General features: G+C 68.4%; 17 protein-coding genes. 9 read left to right on the top strand and 8 right to left on the bottom strand.

Annotation, left to right across the window (positions count from 1 at the left end; all coding sequences use genetic code 11):
• Positions 1 to 150 precede the first annotated feature (150 nt).
• The 6 genes from purD (at position 151) to AC3A4E_RS04225 (ending at position 5996) form a co-directional block, all read left to right on the top strand.
• A complete protein-coding gene (gene purD / locus AC3A4E_RS04250; protein WP_487630313.1) occupies positions 151 to 1449 on the top strand; it encodes a phosphoribosylamine--glycine ligase in 1299 nt (432 codons plus the stop codon).
• Between the two features lie 55 nt (positions 1450 to 1504).
• Positions 1505 to 1972: an acyl-CoA thioesterase gene (locus AC3A4E_RS04245; protein WP_487632011.1), complete on the top strand. Its 468-nt coding sequence runs from the start codon at positions 1505 to 1507 to the stop codon at positions 1970 to 1972.
• A gap of 67 nt (positions 1973 to 2039) precedes the next feature.
• The gene (locus tag AC3A4E_RS04240; protein WP_487630312.1) at positions 2040 to 3062 is read left to right on the top strand and encodes a Kelch repeat-containing protein; all 1023 of its coding nucleotides are present in this window, start codon (positions 2040 to 2042) and stop codon (positions 3060 to 3062) included.
• Positions 3063 to 3117: 55 nt separating this feature from the next.
• On the top strand, positions 3118 to 5067 hold the full coding sequence (locus AC3A4E_RS04235; protein WP_487630311.1) for an MFS transporter: 1950 nt from the start codon (positions 3118 to 3120) through the stop codon (positions 5065 to 5067).
• A gap of 111 nt (positions 5068 to 5178) precedes the next feature.
• Positions 5179 to 5559: a CD225/dispanin family protein gene (locus tag AC3A4E_RS04230; RefSeq protein ID WP_232138035.1), complete on the top strand. Its 381-nt coding sequence runs from the start codon at positions 5179 to 5181 to the stop codon at positions 5557 to 5559.
• On the top strand, positions 5559 to 5996 hold the full coding sequence (locus AC3A4E_RS04225) for a DUF2752 domain-containing protein (RefSeq protein ID WP_487630310.1): 438 nt from the start codon (positions 5559 to 5561) through the stop codon (positions 5994 to 5996). Before AC3A4E_RS04230 ends, AC3A4E_RS04225 begins: the two co-directional genes overlap by 1 nt.
• 9 nt (positions 5997 to 6005) lie before the next feature.
• Here AC3A4E_RS04225 and nudC read toward each other — a convergent pair whose 3' ends face one another.
• The 3 genes from nudC to AC3A4E_RS04210 are packed head-to-tail and all read right to left on the bottom strand — an operon-like array spanning position 6006 to position 8077.
• Positions 6006 to 6893 (bottom strand): NAD(+) diphosphatase, encoded by an 888-nt coding sequence (nudC, locus tag AC3A4E_RS04220; protein ID WP_487630309.1) that lies wholly within the window; start codon positions 6891 to 6893, stop codon positions 6006 to 6008.
• Positions 6894 to 6947: 54 nt separating this feature from the next.
• Positions 6948 to 7322 carry an iron-sulfur cluster insertion protein ErpA gene (erpA, locus tag AC3A4E_RS04215; RefSeq protein WP_332078174.1) on the bottom strand — a complete coding sequence of 125 codons (375 nt, stop codon included), beginning with the start codon at positions 7320 to 7322 and terminating at the stop codon, positions 6948 to 6950.
• Positions 7323 to 7354: 32 nt separating this feature from the next.
• A complete protein-coding gene (locus AC3A4E_RS04210; RefSeq protein ID WP_487630308.1) occupies positions 7355 to 8077 on the bottom strand; it encodes a DUF6776 family protein in 723 nt (240 codons plus the stop codon).
• Between the two features lie 100 nt (positions 8078 to 8177).
• On the opposite strand from AC3A4E_RS04210, the gene AC3A4E_RS04205 reads away from it, so the two are divergent.
• The 3 genes from AC3A4E_RS04205 (at position 8178) to AC3A4E_RS04195 (ending at position 13140) form a co-directional block, all read left to right on the top strand.
• Positions 8178 to 8753, top strand: coding sequence for a DUF4126 domain-containing protein (locus tag AC3A4E_RS04205; RefSeq protein ID WP_487630307.1), 576 nt, complete (start codon positions 8178 to 8180; stop codon positions 8751 to 8753).
• Positions 8754 to 8831: 78 nt separating this feature from the next.
• A complete protein-coding gene (locus AC3A4E_RS04200) occupies positions 8832 to 10637 on the top strand; it encodes an EAL domain-containing protein (protein WP_487630306.1) in 1806 nt (601 codons plus the stop codon).
• Between the two features lie 16 nt (positions 10638 to 10653).
• Positions 10654 to 13140 carry a hybrid sensor histidine kinase/response regulator gene (locus tag AC3A4E_RS04195; RefSeq protein ID WP_487630305.1) on the top strand — a complete coding sequence of 829 codons (2487 nt, stop codon included), beginning with the start codon at positions 10654 to 10656 and terminating at the stop codon, positions 13138 to 13140.
• Between the two features lie 5 nt (positions 13141 to 13145).
• Here AC3A4E_RS04195 and bfr read toward each other — a convergent pair whose 3' ends face one another.
• From bfr to AC3A4E_RS04170, 5 genes are all read right to left on the bottom strand, one after another.
• Positions 13146 to 13619 carry a bacterioferritin gene (gene bfr / locus AC3A4E_RS04190; protein ID WP_487630304.1) on the bottom strand — a complete coding sequence of 158 codons (474 nt, stop codon included), beginning with the start codon at positions 13617 to 13619 and terminating at the stop codon, positions 13146 to 13148.
• A gap of 108 nt (positions 13620 to 13727) precedes the next feature.
• Positions 13728 to 13943 (bottom strand): (2Fe-2S)-binding protein, encoded by a 216-nt coding sequence (locus tag AC3A4E_RS04185; RefSeq protein ID WP_487632010.1) that lies wholly within the window; start codon positions 13941 to 13943, stop codon positions 13728 to 13730.
• A 72-nt stretch (positions 13944 to 14015) separates the two neighbouring features.
• Positions 14016 to 14609, bottom strand: a complete 594-nt coding sequence (locus tag AC3A4E_RS04180; protein ID WP_487630303.1) for an RNA pyrophosphohydrolase — start codon at positions 14607 to 14609, stop codon at positions 14016 to 14018.
• Between the two features lie 253 nt (positions 14610 to 14862).
• Positions 14863 to 15267 carry a hypothetical protein gene (locus AC3A4E_RS04175; protein WP_487630302.1) on the bottom strand — a complete coding sequence of 135 codons (405 nt, stop codon included), beginning with the start codon at positions 15265 to 15267 and terminating at the stop codon, positions 14863 to 14865.
• Positions 15268 to 15441: 174 nt separating this feature from the next.
• On the bottom strand, positions 15442 to 17274 hold the full coding sequence (locus AC3A4E_RS04170) for a S8 family serine peptidase (RefSeq protein WP_487630301.1): 1833 nt from the start codon (positions 17272 to 17274) through the stop codon (positions 15442 to 15444).
• Between the last annotated feature and the right edge of the window lie 49 nt (positions 17275 to 17323).

The raw sequence follows: 17323 nt of genomic DNA, 5'->3' as shown, positions 1-17323 counted from the left end.
GGTCACGACTCCGTTGCGGCGAAACGATCGAGTCTAGCAATCGGGTCCGGGACGACCCGTCGGCATGGCGGCGCGGCCGTGGCGCCGCGTCCAGCGAGGGCCGCCGCGACGCCGTAAACTGGCGGCCCCCTTGCATCCGGTCTGTTGCGCATGAAGAAGGTCCTCGTCATCGGTGCCGGCGGTCGCGAACACGCGCTGGCGTGGAAGCTCGCGCAGTCGCCGCAGGTCGGTGAAGTTCTGGTCGCGCCGGGCAATGCCGGTACCGCGAAGGAAGCCGGCTGCCGCAACGTCGACGTGTCGGCGACCGATCTCGATGCGCTGCTGGCGCTGGCGCAGTCCGAAGGTGTCGACGTGACCGTTGTCGGTCCCGAGGCGCCGCTGGTCGCGGGTGTCGTCGACCGCTTCCGCGAAGCCGGCCTGTGCATTTTCGGCCCCACCGCGGCCGCTGCGCAGCTCGAAGGCAGCAAGGCCTTCGCCAAGGACTTCCTCGCGCGCCACGCGATTCCGACCGCGGGCTACTCGGTGTTCACCGATGCCGACACCGCGATCGAATACGTGCGCCAGCACGGCGCGCCGATCGTCATCAAGGCTGACGGCCTCGCTGCGGGCAAGGGCGTCATCGTGGCGATGTCGCTGGAAGAAGCCGAAGCCGCGATCACCGACATGCTGTCAGGCAACGCGTTCGGCGCGGCCGGTGCGCGCGTGGTGATCGAGGAATTCCTCGACGGCGAGGAAGCCAGCTTCATTTCGATCGTCGATGGCAAGACCGCGCTGCCGATGGCGACCAGCCAGGACCACAAACGCGTCGGCGATGGCGACACCGGCCCCAACACCGGAGGCATGGGCGCGTATTCGCCCGCGCCGGTGGTCACGCCCGAGGTGCATGCGCGCGTGATGCGTGAGGTCGTCGAGCCGACCGTGCGCGGCATGATCGAAGACGGCGTGCCGTTCACCGGCTTTCTCTACGCCGGCCTGATGATCGACCCGCAGGGCGCGCCGAAGGTCATCGAATTCAACGTGCGCTTCGGCGATCCGGAAACCCAGCCGGTGATGCTGCGTCTGCAGTCCGACCTGCTGGATCTGGTCGAGGCCGCAATCGACGGCCAGCTCGCCGGCATCGAAGCGCAGTGGGATCCGCGTCCGTCGCTCGGCGTGGTGATGGCCGCCGAACACTATCCCGACACCCCGCGCACCGGCGACGTTATCAATACCTGGGACACGCCGCCGCTGGCCGATACCAAGGTCTTCCATGCCGGCACGAAACTCGACGCGCACGGCCAGGCCGTGACCGCCGGTGGTCGCGTACTGTGCGTGGCCGCGCTCGGCGAGACTGTTGCGGACGCGCAGAAGCGCGCCTATGGCGAGCTTGCCGGCATTTCATGGCCGGGCGAGTTCCACCGCCACGACATCGGCTGGCGCGCGATCGCACGCGAACGCGGCGACGCCTGATCCCTTCCCTCCCGCCAAGGCCACACTCGTGATCCCAGGCAACGCCCAGCTCAGCATGACCGTGCTGATGACGCCGGACATGGCGAACTTCTCCGGCAACGTGCATGGCGGCACGCTGCTGAAGTATCTCGACGAAGTGGCCTACGCCTGCGCCAGCCGCTACGCCGGCCGCTACGTGGTGACGCTGTCGGTCGACCAGGTGACGTTCCGCGAACCGATCCATGTCGGCGAGCTGGTGACCTTCCTCGCCTCGGTGAACTACACCGGGCGCACCTCGATGGAAGTCGGCATCAAGGTCATCACCGAGGACATCCGCAGCCGCGCGGTGCGCCACACCAACAGCTGCTTCTTCACGATGGTGGCGATGGACGAGGACGGTCGCTCGACGCCGGTGCCGCCGCGCGAACCGCAGACCGACGAAGAGCGTCGCCGCTTCCGTCAGGGCCAGCAGCGTCGCGAGATCCGCCAGGAACTGGAAGAGCGCTATCGCGCGGTGCGCGACGAGGTCTCGGCAGAACGCTGACACGCGCTGCGGCACGATGATGCGTCCGGCGCGGCGATTCCGCCGCGCGCACGTCGAAGGAGCCCGCATGATCCGTCGTTCCCTGCTCGTCCTCGCACTCGCGCTGACGCCGCTCGCCGGCAGCGCGAATCCTCCGGCCATCGATACGTCCGCTGTGACCGCAGATGCGCCTGCCTGGCGCCCGCAGACCTCGGATACCGCGCCGACCGCACGGCACGAGAACGCCTTCGTCGCACTCGACGGCAAGCTGTACCTGCTCGGCGGTCGCGGCGAACGTCCGCTGGAGATCTTCGATCCGGCGACCGGCCGATGGACGCAGGGCACCGCGCCGCCGTTCGAGGTGCATCACGTGCAGGCGGTCGCGCATGCGGGCCGCATCTGGTTGCTCGGCGCGCTGACCGGAGATTTTCCGGATGAACCGGCCGTGCCTGCCGTGTGGACCTACGACCCGGCCGCGGACGCGTGGCAGGAAGGTCCCGCCGTGCCCGAACATCGCCGTCGCGGCGCCAGCGGTGTCGCCGTGCACGACAGCCTGTTCTATGTGGTCGGCGGCGTGACCCGCGGACATACCGGCGGCTACGTGCCGTGGCTCGACGTCTTCGATCCCGCCAGCGGCGCCTGGCGCGAGCTGCCCGATGCGCCGCATGCGCGCGATCATTTCCACGCGGCCGTACTCGACGGACAGCTGTATGCCGCAGGCGGACGCACCAGCGCGCATGGGGGCGGCACCCCGATGCGTTCGGTCGCCGCGGTCGACGTCTACGACATCGCGGCCGGCACCTGGTCCACGCTCGATGCGCCGATCCCGACGCCACGCTCCGGCACGTCCGCGATCGCGCATGCCGGCCGCGTGCTGGTGCTCGGCGGCGAAAGTGATGCGCACCGCCATGCGCACGACGAGATCGAAGCCTGGAACCCCGCCGCGGCTCGATGGGAGCGTCTGCCCGCGCTGCCGACCGGCCGCCACGGCACCCAGGTCACCGCGCTCGATGGCGCGTTGCACATCGTCGCCGGCAGCGGCAACCGCGGTGGCGGTCCGGAGCTCGCCGATCATCTGGTGCTCGACGCGCCCGCAGCGCACGCCCGCTGACGCGCACATCGACATGCGTGCCTGCTAGGCTCCGCGCAATCGCACAGGAGCCTGCATGTCCGGCCAGTCCCAGTTCGCGCTGCTGAAGCAGCGCCGCTTCCTGCCCTACTTCACGGTCCAGGCGCTGGGCGCGTTCAACGACAACGTCTACCGGCAGTCGATCATCGCGCTGCTGTTCTTCCTCGGCGTCAGCACCGCTGAGCGCACGCTCTACACCAACCTCGCGCCGGCACTCTTCATCCTGCCGTACTTCCTGTTCTCGGCGATCGCCGGACAGATCGCGGAGAAGGTCGAGAAGCAGAAGCTCATCGTCATCACGACGACGATGGAAATCGTGATCATGTCGGTCGCGGCCGCGGGCTTCCTGCTCGAGAACATGCCGGTGCTACTGGTCGCGCTGTTCCTTACCGGCACGCAGTCCACGCTGTTCGGCCCGGTGAAATATTCGATCCTGCCGTCGGTGCTGCGACCGGAAGAACTGACCGGCGGCAACGGCCTGGTCGAGATGGGCACGTCGATCTCGATCCTCGTCGGCATGATCTACGGCGGCCTGGTGTTCAAGCTGGCCGGCAGCTACGGGCCCGAGGCAGCCGCAGTCTCGGTGATCGTGCTGGCCGTCGCTGGCAACGTCGTCGCGCGGATGATTCCCAAAGTCGACGCCGGCGCGCCCGAGCTCAAGGTCAACTGGAACCCGGTTCCCGAATCGCGCGCGATCATGCGTCTGGCCAAGCGTCAGCTCGCGGTGCGCAATGCGATCCTCGGCGTGTCGTGGTTCTGGTTCGTCGGCACGGTGCTGACCGCGCAGCTGCCGACCTACGCCGAACTGCATCTGGGCGGCGTCGCCAACGACACCGCGCTGTACATCTTCGCGCTCGCGCTGTTCTCGATCGGCGTCGGCGTCGGTTCGCTGCTGTGCGAAAAGCTGTCCGGCCGCTCGGTCGAAATCGGCCTGGTGCCGATCGGTGCGTTCGGCATCACCGCGTTCCTGCTGGATCTGTATTTCGCGCGCCCCGGCGCCCCGCCGGCCACCGGCCTGACCATCGCGCAGTTTCTCGGCGACTGGGCCGGCTGGCGCATCGTCATCGATCTGACCGGCATCGGCATGTTCACCGGCTTCTTCGTCGTGCCGCTGTTCGCGCTGATCCAGAGCCGCACGCCGAGGTCCGAACTCTCGCGTGTGATCGCCGGGCTCAACATCCAGAACTCGCTCTTCATCGTCACCGCCGCGATCCTCGGCGTGCTGCTGCAGATGGACGAGCTCGCGTTTGGCGGCGTGCGCGTGCCGCTGCCGGGGCTGAGCATTCCGCAGGTGTTCCTGGCGCTGGCGATCGCGAACGGTCTGGTCGCGCTGTGGATCTTCACCATCGTGCCCGAGTTCCTGATGCGCTTCGCCAGCATGCTGCTGGTGCGCGTGCTCTACCGGCTGCGCCTGCGCGACATCGAATCCGCGGTGCCGGCCGATGGCGCTGCGCTGATCGTCTGCAACCACGTCAGCTACATGGACGCGTTGATCCTGTCGGCGGCGATTCCGCGGCCGGTGCGCTTCGTGATGTATCACCGCATCTACAACGTGCCGGGCATGCACTGGATCTTCCGCCACGCGAAGGCGATTCCGATCGCCGGTGCGAAGGAAGATCCCGAACTGATGCAGCGCGCGTTCGACGCGGTGGATGCGGCGCTGGCCGAAGGCGAACTGGTCGGCATTTTCCCCGAAGGCAAACTGACCCGCGACGGCGAGATCGCCGCGTTCAAGTCGGGTGTCGAACGCATCCTCGAGCGCGCCGCGGAACGCGGTCAGCGCGTGCCGGTGGTGCCGATGGCGCTGCGCGGGATGTGGTCGAGCATGTGGAGCCATCGCGATTCGCGCATGGGCCGCATGCGCGTGCCGCGCCGCGCGCGTGCGCATATCGACGTCGTGGCCGGGCCGCGGATCGAGGACGGCGCGTCGATCGATGCCGGCACGCTCGAGGCGCAGGTGCGGATGCTGCGCGGCGACGCCGCCTGAGTCTTTCGTGACATCGCTTTTTGCGTCTCTGGCGCTACAGTACGGCGTCCCCGTCCACGGACGGCGGTCATCGACATTTCCCAACCGTTCCAGCACCCAGGAGCTTTCTCGATGAGTTCGATTCCGCCGCCGCCACCCGGCTCGTACGGCATCCCGGAAGCGCCGCTTCCCGGTTCGCCGATCGCCCCGGGCACCGTGCCCAACTATCTCGCGTGGTCCATCGTGGTCACCGTGCTGTCGCTGTGCCTGTGCTGCATCATCGGCACGATCCCCGGCATCGTCGCCATCGTGTTCTCGGCGAAGGTCAACACGCTGCTCGGCCAGGGCGATCTCGCCGGCGCCCAGCGCGCGTCGAACACCGCCAAGACCTGGTGCTGGGTGACCACCGGCCTGTGCATCATCGGCCTGCTGTGGACGATCTACTCGCTGACCCTCGGCGGCGGCATGGCGCAGTACCAGATGATCCTCGACCAGATGCAGGCCGGCAGCTGATGTCGCTGGCCGGCAGCCACGCGCCGCGCCGCCTCCGTGCTTCGACCCTCCCCCTTGCGGGCGGCGGCGTGGCACTGGCGGCGGGTGGCGCATGGCTGCTGCGCACGTTCGATCCGAACGCGCCCGGCAATCCGTTTCCGCCGTGCATGTTCTACAGCGCCACAGGCTGGCATTGCCCGGCCTGCGGCCTGACCCGCTGTCTGCACGCGCTTGCCCACGGCGACCTGCCGCGGGCGTTCTCGATGAACCCGTTGCTGTTCGTGCTGCTCGCGCTGGCACCGCTGTTCGCGGTCTGGCATCTGGGCTGGCGGCCGCCGTGGCTGCAGCGGCTCGCCCGCGTTGCCGCGGACTGGAAACCCTGGGTCGCGCTGGTGCTGATCTACTGGATCGCGCGCAACCTGCCGTGGTTTCCGTTCACCCTGCTCGCGCCGGGCTGATCGAAACACTCAGCCAGTCGCATCGCCCGTGTGCTGCGCATGCCAGTGCGCGATCAGCCAGCGCGAGATCGACGACTTCGGTGACAACTTCAACTCAGGATGCGCATTGCGCAGCGCGGCACCGATGGTGTCGGCGTCGAACCAGCGTGCGTCTTCCAGTTCGTCGGTGACCTGCGGTGCATCCGGCCCCGCGTCAGCGATGAAGCCGAGCATCAGCGAGGCGGGAAACGGCCACGGTTGCGAGGCAAGATAGCGACAGCCGGTCACGCGCACCGCGCTTTCTTCGAACACCTCGCGCACGACGGTCTGCTCCAGCGTCTCGCCCGGCTCGACGAAACCGGCCAACGTCGAATAGCGCCCGGGCGGCCACGCGGCCTGGCGACCGAGCAGCAGGCGCTGGCCATCGGTCACCGCGACGATCACGGCGGGGTCGGTACGCGGGTAATGCTCGATGCCGCAGCCGGTGCAGCGCCCCAGCCAACCGGCACGTGCATATTCGAGCGGCGCAGCGCAGGCGCCGCAGAAGAGGTGGCGATCGCGCCAGTGCAGCACCGCGCGCGCCTGCGCGAATGCGGTCGCCTCGCGCACCGGCCATTGCGCGGCCGCGGTGCGCAGATCGATCGTCGCCGGCACATCCAGCGTGGCGGGCGCATCGACGGCCGGCAACGCGAACCAGCCCTGCGCATCGTGCAGACCGAGGAAGACCGCGGATTCGGGGCGCTTGCCGACCACCGTGCCGTCGAGCGCCGGCGGCATGCCGTGGGCATCGACGCAGGCATCGCCTCTGGCGTCGAGCACCAGCACACGCGCTTCCGGCCACAAGCGGGCCAGGGCATCGGAGTCGGTCCGGAGATGTTCTGCGCGATCGAGCGGCGCGTCCGCGAAGCTGAAGTCCATCGGGCGATTATCGCCCCGACCGCCGCCACAATGGCGACCGTCGCGCAGCGGCGCTTATACGGTGAAGCTGCTGCCGCAACCGCAGGTCGACTTGGCGTTCGGATTGCGGATGGTGAACTGCGCGCCGTGCAGGCTTTCCACGTAATCGACCGACGCACCCATCAGGTACTGCAGGCTCAGCGGATCGACCACCAGGGTCACGTCGTCGGTCACCACGGCCAGATCGTCGTCCGTGCGCTGCTCGTCGAATTCGAAGCCGTACTGGAAGCCCGAGCAGCCGCCACCCTGGATGTAGACACGCAGGTTGAGCGCGGCATTGCCTTCGCCCTCGATCAGCTCGCGCACCTTGGCCGCAGCCGCGGGGGTGAAATCCAGCGGACGCTCCAGCGACTGGTAACCGGGACCTTCGATGGTGAGCACGTCATTCATGGCACACAGGATGGGGCTGCGTGCCCCCCGCTTCAAGCGCCGGGTGCGGAACGCGGCGTCACGTCGGCCCAACTGAACGGCCGCTCGACCGCGCTGCCCCGCTCCGGTTCGAGCCGCACTACGACCCGCAAGGGCTGGAAGCCGGTCGGCAGCACGATGTCGCCTTCGACCTGCTGGAAGTACTTGAACGAGTACGCCACGCGCGCCGCGTCGTCGCGCTGGCGCAACTGATCCCACTCCAGCGTCTCCAGCCGACCGTCGCGGGTGCCTTCGACCGACAGACGCATCGTGCCGACACTGGCCGCCTCGCGGCTCAGGCTCTGGGTCAGCGTTGCGGTGTAGTGCCAGCCCTGGTCGGTGCGCGGCTGCATGCGCAGTTCGTGCACGGTCAGGCCACGGCGTTGTGCGGTCGCGCCCACGAAACGCTCGTAGAACGCGACGTCGGCACGCAGCGCGGCGATCTCTTCGTCGCGTTCGGCCAGTGTGCCCTGCAATTCGCGGTTCGCATCGCGGCTGATCTGGTCGGAGCGGGTCAGCGTGGAGACCTGCTGCTGCAGGCCCTCGAGGACGGTCTGTTGCGTCGCGAGCTGGCGCTGCGGGTTGCCCGAGGTCGGCGAGAACACCTGCCAGGCACCCCAGAGACCGAACAGCAGCGCGAGCGCGACGACGGCTGCCAGTGCGATGACGATGCGCGGGCCGCGCGCGCGCCGGGTGGCCGATGGCGGCTTGGCCACGGGAGGTGGAGTGTCGTTCATCGCCACGGTATAGCCAGCGCCGTCGCGCCGCGTCAAGGCGAAGCCGGTCCTATACTCGCCGGCGTTGTGCACCCGTTGTCGTTCGCCACGGAGCGTCGCGATGTCCGAAGCCCATCTGTTCGCGGTCGGCGTGCTGCTCGCCTGGCTGGCTGGCGTGCGCGCTTACCTGACCGTATTCGGCGTCGGTCTTGCGGGCGCACTGGGATGGCTGGACCTGCCACCCGCGCTGGAAGCGGCCACCTCGCCCTGGGTGCTGGGCGTGTCGGGCACGCTGGCCGTAGTGGAGTTCTTCGCCGACAAGATCCCCGGCGTGGACTCGGCGTGGGACCTGTTGCAGACGCTTGCCCGCGTGCCGGCCGGGGCGTTCCTGGCGGCGGCGACGCTGTCGCCCGACGGGGATCTCGCTGCAGGCATGCTGGCCACCGGCGCAGGTGTCGCACTCGCCAGCCACACGCTCAAGGCCGGCAGCAGACTGCTGTTGAACGCATCCCCCGAACCTTTCAGCAATGTCGCCGCGTCCACGGGCGAAGACATCCTGTCGGTCGGCGTGCTGGCGCTGGTGTTCGCCTATCCGTGGCTTGCGCTGGCACTGGTGATCGGGGTTGTCGTGTCCTGTGTGCTGCTGATGCGGTGGGTGTGGCGACGCCTGCCCGGGCGCAGGCCACGCGCGGCCTGAGACGCAGGGCCGTCCGCGACTGTGGACACACCAGTTAGAGTTGTCCGCATTCCCCCATCGCGTCACAGTGCCGCCTCCATGTCCGACTCCGACAGCAGACACCGCGCAGAATTCCCGCCCGCCGCCTACTGGAGGCGCTGGGTGGCCGATGCCGGCCACCCCGTTCCGCCCGGTGATCCGACCGAGCCGGCGCGCGACGAGACCGTCGCCCCGGGCACCCTGGAAGCATCCGCGACACCCGAGCGCGTGCTGGTCGTCGAGGACGATCCCAGCCAGGCGCTGTTCGCCGAAAGCGTGCTCAACGGCGCCGGCATGGAGGCACGTGTGCTGTTCGTGGCCGCTACCTTCATGGAGACGCTGGCGGACTTCCAGCCCGACCTGGTGCTGATGGATCTGCACATGCCCGGCATGGATGGTGCCGAGCTGACCGCACAGCTGCGCAAGGCACCCGCGTTCTCGCATATACCGGTCGTGTTCCTCACCGGCGACGCGGACCCGGAGCGCCAGTTCGAGATGCTCGAGGTGGGCGCCGACGATTTCCTGACCAAGCCGGTGCGTCCAAGGCACCTGGTGTCGACGGTGCAGAACCGGATCCGCCGCGCACGCGCGCTCCAGCATGCGCCGGACCCGGCACGCAGCCCCGTGACCGGGCTGGACAGCCGCCTGCGCCTGCTCCAACAGCTGGCCGCGGCAATTCCTGCGCAGCCACGCGGCGCGCTGGGCTTCGTGGAGGTCGAAGGCATCACGGCATTGCGTGACCGCTACGGCTATGCGGGGTTGGAATCCATCCTGACCGATGCCAGCCGGCATCTGCGCGACCTGGTCGGTGCGTCCGCGGCCGCACGCCTCAACGACAACACATTTCTGGTGTTCGCGCCGGACATCGCCCGCAGCGGGCTCGATGCGTGGGCGCGTGGTCTGCGCGACGGCATCGGCAGTCATCCCTTCCCGCTGGCAGGACAGTCCATCCGCCTGCGTGCGCTCGTGGGCTACGCCGACCTGGCCCACGGCTACGACGACCCGGGGACCGCGCTGGCCGCCGCCGAGCAGGCGCTACGCGAGTCGCGTGGTACGCCGGTCGGCATCAGCGTCCACATCCCGGCGCCCCGCGTGCCGGTGAACGTGCGTGGCAGCCTGGGCGACGAACTGGGCGAGGCGTTGGCCGAGCAGCGGATCGAACTTGCGTTCCAGCCCATCGTGGCAGTGGCCGGTGGCGACCAGGCCCAGTACCAGACGTTGCTGCGCCTGCGTGGCCGCGATGGCGAGCTGCATTCCGCCGCGCAGGTGCTGCCGGCGGCGGAACTGGCAGGCCTGCTGCTCGAGATCGACCGCCGGGTCATCGAACTGGCCATCGCCACCCTCGTCGAGCGCAAGCGCGTGGGCAGCACGATGCGGCTGTTCGTATCGCAGTCCTCGCGCAGTCTCACCCTGGCCGGTCACGCCGACTGGCTGCTGCAGCAGCTGTCCGCGGCGGGATTGCCCGGCACCGCGCTGGTCCTCGACGTGCGCCAGGACGATGCACTGATCCACGCCTTGTCGTTGGGCGACTTCTGCGCGCGGATGGTGCCGGCGGACGTGCAGCTGTGCCTGGGGCAGTACAGCGCCAGCGAGGAGGCGGACGCACTCCTGGCCCAGCTGCCGCTCGGCTTCGTGCGCCTGTCGGCGCGCTACTCGCGCCAGCTCGACGAACCGCGCGTGCGTGACGAGATGCGCGTGGCGGTGGAGCGTGCGCACCGCCTGGGACTGCAGGTGATCGGCCAGCAGGTCGAGGACCCGCAGGCGGCCGCCACGCTGTGGATGAGCGGCATCGATTTCATCCAGGGCAACCTCGTCCAGCGGGTCGACAACGTGCTGGACTTCGACTTCCACCACTCCGTGCTCTAGGGGCCCGTCGACGCTCATGATCGCCCGTCGTCGACCGTCCGCCCTGATCCTGCGCTGGCTCACGTTCGGCGCCGCCGGCGGCGCGGCACTGACGATGGTGCTGGCCGCACTGTCGGTACCGGGTCCCTGGCAGGTCCTGGCCCTGGTGCTCGCGCTGGTGGCGGTGATCGCGTCGATCGGCGTCGGCGTGCACATGCAGCAGAGCGTGCGCGAACTCGAGGCGGCCGACGAGCGTCTGCGCCAGGACGAGCTGGCACTGGGCGAACTGCAGCGTGAACTCGAAGAACGCACCCGGCTCGAAGCCGAACTTCGCCAGGCCAAGAGCGCCGCGGAATCCGCCGTCATGGCCAAGGGTGAATTCCTGGCGACAATGAGCCACGAGATCCGCACGCCGCTCAACGGCATCACGCCGATGCTCGACCTGCTGATGCATGCGCCATTGGCGCCCGACCATCTCGAGCTGGTGCGCACCGCCTTCCTGTCGTCGCAGCAGATGCAGCGCATCGTCGACGACATCCTGGATTACTCCAAGCTGGAGTCCGACAAGCTCGAACTCGAAGTCACCGGCTTCAACCTGCGCGAACTGCTCGAGGGCGTGATCCAGTTCATGGAGCGCGCCGCGCAGAGCAAGGGCCTGCGGATGAGTCTGCAGGTCGACCCGGGCGTGCGGCTCGCGGTGCGCGGCGACCCGGTCCGCCTGCGCCAGGTGCTGGGCAACCTGATCAGCAACGCGGTGAAATTCACCGAGCGCGGCAATGTGGCCGTGAGCGTGCGCCGGATCGGCGAGACCGCCGCGCAACATCAGCTGTGCTTCGAAGTGCGCGATACCGGCATCGGCATCACCACCGAAGGCCGCAGCCGCCTGTTCCAGGCCTTCAGCCAGGCGGATGCGTCGACGACACGCCTCTACGGCGGCACCGGCCTCGGCCTGGCGATCTCGCGACGCATCGTCGAGCTGATGGACGGGCGGATCGGCGTGGTCTCGGAGCCGGGTGCGGGGTCGACGTTCTGGTTCGAGGTTCCCCTGCGCAAGGCGCAGGGCGACATGCCCGTCGAAGCCGGTGCGCCGCAGGCGGGACGTCTCCTGCTGCTGAGCGGGGATCCGCGCCTGCGTCTGCGCCTGAGCATGCTGCTGCCCAACTGGGGCCTGCGGATGACGTCAGTGGACACCACCCAGGAAGCACTCGACCGGCTGCGCACCGCCGCCAACCAGGGCGCGCCGCATGCCTATACGGTGGTCGTCGCCGACCTCACCGGCATGCGCAACACCGCGGTCGCACTGCACCGCAACCTCACCCGCCACGACGCCTATGGACACCTGCGTCTGGTGTGTCTGTACGGCGATGACGTCGTGGCCGCTGAGCTGCGTCAGGGAGCGACCCTGCTCAGCAGACAGGCACCCGACGCCGACCTGCGCGAGGCAGTACTCGGCATCGAGAGCACGCCGTCCGCGTTCGTGGCCGGACAGCCGGTCGAAGCCGCCACGCTGCCTGCGTCGGACGCGCACGATGTTCTGCCGGCGGCCCCGGCTTCGACGCCGCAGACCACCCCAATCGCCCCGACGCAATCCGGAGATCCGACCGTGCATGGAAGCCATGGACCGGGGCCGCGCAAACCGCGCGTGCTGCTGGTCGAGGACAACCCCGTCAACCTGATGGTCGGCCAGCGTCTGCTGGCGGTGCTGGGCATCACCTGCGATACCGCCAGCAATGGCGAGGCCGGCCTGCTGCGGATCGCCGCATCGCGCTACGACCTGGTGCTGATGGATTGCCAGATGCCGGTCATGGACGGCTACACCGCGACGCGTCGCTGGCGCGAACACGAGGCCGCGGAAGGCAGCCCACGTCGCCTGCCGATCATCGCCATGACCGCCAATGCGATGGCGGGGGACCGGCAGAAGTGCCTCGATGCAGGCATGGACGACTACCTCGCCAAGCCCGTGACGCGGAGCGAGCTCGAACGCTGCGTCGATCGCTGGTGGGATCCGGCGTCGCACCCGGCAACGGTGCCGGTCGAGCCCGAGCCTGACACCGCGCCGACGCCGCTCCTGCGGGCCGATGCACCCGGTCTTGCAGACACCGCACCGTCCTTTACCACGCCCCTGCCGACGGCAGCACCGCCTGCACAGGCCCCGGGCGAGCCGCGCGAGTCACTGCCGCCGGTTATCGATCACGAAGTGCTCGACGATCTGCGGACTATCCTCGGCGACGAAGTCGACCGGCTGATCGACGTGTTTCTCGACGACACCCCGCGCCTGCTGTCCGCACTCGAGAATGCGGTGGACGGGCCGGATTACGACGCGCTTCGCGACGCGTCCCACTCGCTCAAGTCCTCGAGTGCGAACCTCGGTGCGATGTCGCTGTCCGCCGCGGCACGCCGGATCGAGGCCGGCGCCCGGGCGCGCACACTCGAACGCCCTGCCGTCGCAGTGGCGCTGGTGTCCAACGAGTTCGCGCGCGCCCGCAGGATGCTGCGCGAGGGCCGGGATTCACCCGGCGTCTGACTGGCTCAGTCTTCCTCGATCTGGCTCTGCAGATAGTTCTCCACGCCGAGGCGCGAGACCAGATCCAGCTGCGTTTCGAGCCAGTCGACGTGCTCTTCCTCCGACGCGAGGATGTCGGCCAGCAACTTGCGGCTGACGAAGTCACCGACCGACTCGCAGTGCGTGATGGCCTCGCGGAGCGTGGGCAGCCCGTCCATCTCGAGGGCCAGATCGCACTCGAGCGTCTCGACCGGCGCCTCGCCGATGCGCAGCTTGCCCAGCGCCTGGAAGTTCGGCAGGCCTTCGAGGAACAGGATGCGCTCCGACAGCTTGTCGGCATGCTTCATCTCGTCGATCGACGCCTTGTAAGCGCGCTTGCCGAGCGCGTCGAGGCCCCAGTTCTTCAGCATCTTGGCATGCAGGAAGTACTGGTTGATGGCCGTCAGCTCGTTGTAGAGCGCCTGGTTGAGAAAACGGATGACCTGCGCGTCGCCCTTCATCGAGGGATGCTCCTGGTGTCGCGGAATGCGCACACTCTACCGACCCGTCAGCCGGGATGACGGAACGCGAATCGTGATCATTATTCGGCGCGATGCGCCGCAGACGGATTACGCGGCCGAGGCGATCAGCGGCAGGTCGATGACCGGCGCACGGCGTGCTGCGGCATGGAACTCGTCGAGCATGCCGGCGGCCATGTCCAGGCAACTGCCGCAGGTGGCGCCACATCCTGTGCGCATCGTCAGCTCGCTGACTTCACGGCAGCCGTTGCCGGCCGCCTGGCGGATCTGGGAGTCGGTGACGCCGTTGCAGATGCACACGTACAAGGCTGCGTTCCTGGCCGGAGGCTGAGAACTCCATTCGGCCATAAACGAGAATTAGTGTCAAATGAGAACCGTTCAGGCGCCTTCGTCACGACCGCGCGCGACATCCTGCACGCGCCGCGGCTGGCGACGTTGCGGACGGCGGCTGCGTGGCCAGGTTTCGATCGCCGGCTGTGGAATCGCCTGCGCGCCTGCGACCTGCCGGGCGTACTTGGCCAGATGGCTCAGTGCGCTGGTGTAGACCCCACGCTTGAACATCACCACATGTTCGAGCGGGTACCAGAAATCGACCCAGCGCCAGTGGTCGAACTCGGGCTTGTCGGTGAGATCCAGACGCAGATGCGTCTCCTCGCCCACGAACTGCAGCAGGAACCAGACCTGCTTCTGGCCCACACAGACGATGCGGTCGTTGCGACGGATCGCACGCTGCGGCAACCGGTAGCGCAGCCAGCCCGGGGTCGCGCCCAGCACGGCGACGTGTTCGGGCAGCAGCCCGGTCTCCTCGCGCAGCTCGCGATACATCGCCTCGAGCGGCGTCTCGTCAGTGTTCATCCCGCCCTGCGGGAACTGCCAGCCGTCACGACGGACCCGACGCGCCCAAAAGACGCGTCCGTCCGTGTGCATCAGCACGATGCCGACATTGGGCCTGAACCCGTCCGGATCGATCACGATGCGGACTCCTAATGCGATTGACTTGCGTCACTGGCTTCGACTCTGCCACGCGTGACGCGGCGGGACAAGCCGGCGCTGGACGCTTTGCTGGCCAGGCCGCTTCTGGCGACAGACGTCACACCCGGGAAGTCCGCGTCCATGTGCTTCCGGGGCTGGTGGAGATTCACAGACTCGACTGCTCCCGCTGCCGGAGCGGGGGCCGCGTCGATGCGACCCAGGACGCGAAGGGACGGTCGGCTCGGGCGGCTGCCTAGTGGGCGGTCGGTTCCTCTGCCGGCGCGTTCCGTGTGCGGCGCTCGGCTTCGAGCCAGTCGAGGTGTTCGCCCAGGGTGCGGCCTTCGGCCTGCGCCTCGGCGCATGCGGCTGCATCGAGTGCCTTCGACACCGACAGACGCGTGGCGATGCCCTGCGCTTGGCGCGAGGCCGCCGTATGCCGGAGCATCGCGATCAGCATGGCCGCGCTCACGGTGGTCGCAACCGGCTTGCCGCCCAGCACCAGTGTCCACTCGCCTTCCAGATAGGTGGCGCCCGCGATCACCCGATCCTCCGGCCCCTTGAGCTGCGCATGGATCTGCGGCGCGCCGGTGCGACTGTCGGTACGACGCGAGCCGGTGCGGGAGGGCGCAACGCGACGGGACTTGGACGACGTGGACATCGGGACGGCAGTTCGGCAACGGCGGACGCGACATTATTCCAGATCACGCCCGGACTACCGGACACGAGCGCGCCCGTCTGCCGCGCGCATACGGATCGGGCAAGAAAAAAAACCCGCGACCGGAAGCCGGTCGCGGGTTTCAGGCAGTGACCGGCATGCCGGTCATCCCCTGTCTCAGTTGTGACGTACGTTCAGCGTGACGTTGCTGTAGGTACCCGAGAGCAGGATGTAGTACGTGCCCGCCGCCACAGTGGCGAGACGGACCGACTCGGTGTTGCCCGGACGGTTGGAGGTGTACTGCGCCGATGTCGTCGTCGGCGCTTCGCCCACGCTGACATGCAACGCGACGTTGCCGGTACCGCCATTGGTGGCGATGCTCAGCGGGCCCGTGACGCCTGCCGGCACTTCGATCGCATACAGCGCTTCCCCGCCCGTACCGCTCAGGCCGGTGAGGGGCACCTTGTTGGCGATGATCGTGGCCGTCGGACCGCACTCTTCGACTTCCGGGTCACACGGCGGCGGCGGACCGTCGATTGCGAACTGGACGGCGGCAGCGGCATCGACGATGCCGGTACCGATCGGCCGGTCGATGGCCACGGGGAACGGACGGGCGCTGTCCTTCAGGAATTCCTTGATCTGCGCCGGCGTCAGCACTTCGTCGGTCGCGCTGATCATCAGGGCCACCACACCCGCCACGTGCGGCGATGCCATCGAGGTGCCGTAGTAGTAGTCATAGCCCGGCTCGGTCGGACCCTGGGTTCCCAGGTTCACTGTCGAGAGCACCTGATCCTCGTAGGGCAGGAACCCGAGCCCCATCGGACCCGCGACGTCGACGCGCGCGCCGTGGCTGGAGCCACCGCTCCCGGCGACCTGCCCGCTCGGCGCCACGCCACCGCGACGGCCGTCCGGGCCGACGCCACCGACGACGACCATGCTGCTGCCGCAGTTGCCCATCGTGGTGCCCAGACCATTGGCCTGGGTCACGTCGATGCCCGAGTTGCCGGCCGCCACGACCACGGTCACGTTCTGGCTTTCCGCATAGGCCAGCGCGTCACGGAAGACGTTCGGGCATGCGGCAGGCGAGCGCCCGCCCAGGCTCATGTTGATGACGTCGGCCTTGTACTGGTTGGCCGGCACGCCCGCGACAGTCGCGCCTGAACTCCACATGATGCCGTCGGCGATAGCAGCCGTGCCGCCACCGCACTTACCGAGCACGCGCACCGGCAGGATGGTTGCTTCGGGCGCGACGCCGGCTACGCCGAGGTCATTGTTGGTGACCGCGGCCACCGTGCCCGCCACGTGGGTACCGTGCCAGGAGCTGGCGCCCACGCCGCAGCCTTCGCTGCCGTCGGTCCAGTCGCCCGGGTCGTAACCGCCCGGCTTGCGCTCGTCGAAGTCGTAGCCCGCATCGAACAGGACGTTTGCCGACAGGTCGGGATGCTCGGTCACGCCGGTGTCGAGCACGGCCACGATCACACCTTCGCCGCTAGCCAGGTCGAGTGCCGGCGGCAGGTTGATGCCGCCACCGCTCTGCGAGGGAACCTTCAGGCCCCACTGGTTGTTCCACATCGGATCGTTCGGCGTATCCAGACGCACCATGCGCATCACCGGCTCGACGTATTCGACTGCCGGGTCGGCGGCGATCTGGCGGATCAGCGCAGCAGCCGAAGCCTCATCGAGCTTGCGCGACATCTTCACCACGTCGGCACCGACGGCCAGGCGGCGCTGGAACTGCGCATTGAGCGCGAGATTGGACTTGCCGGTGCTCGGGAGGGCACGCGAGGCTGCGGTGTTCACCGACTGCATCAGTCGGGTGCGATCTGCGCGCTGCACGCTGTCGGCGCGATATTTCACGATGAATTCGTCGTACGTCTCGCCTGCCTGCAGCGCCGTGGTGTTGGCACGGAGGTACTCGAGCGATCCACCCGCCCATGCAACCGGCGCGGCCAGTGCCATCGAGATGGCGACCGACAGACCACACGCTACGGATTTCTTGTTGATACGCATCAGGTGAAGCTCCTCTCTGAAATTAATTGGGTCGCATCCATTGCGGTCT

The sequence above is a fragment of the Luteimonas sp. Soil_N_1 genome, from assembly GCF_057656255.1.
This window is presented reverse-complemented; position numbering and strand designations above follow the sequence as displayed.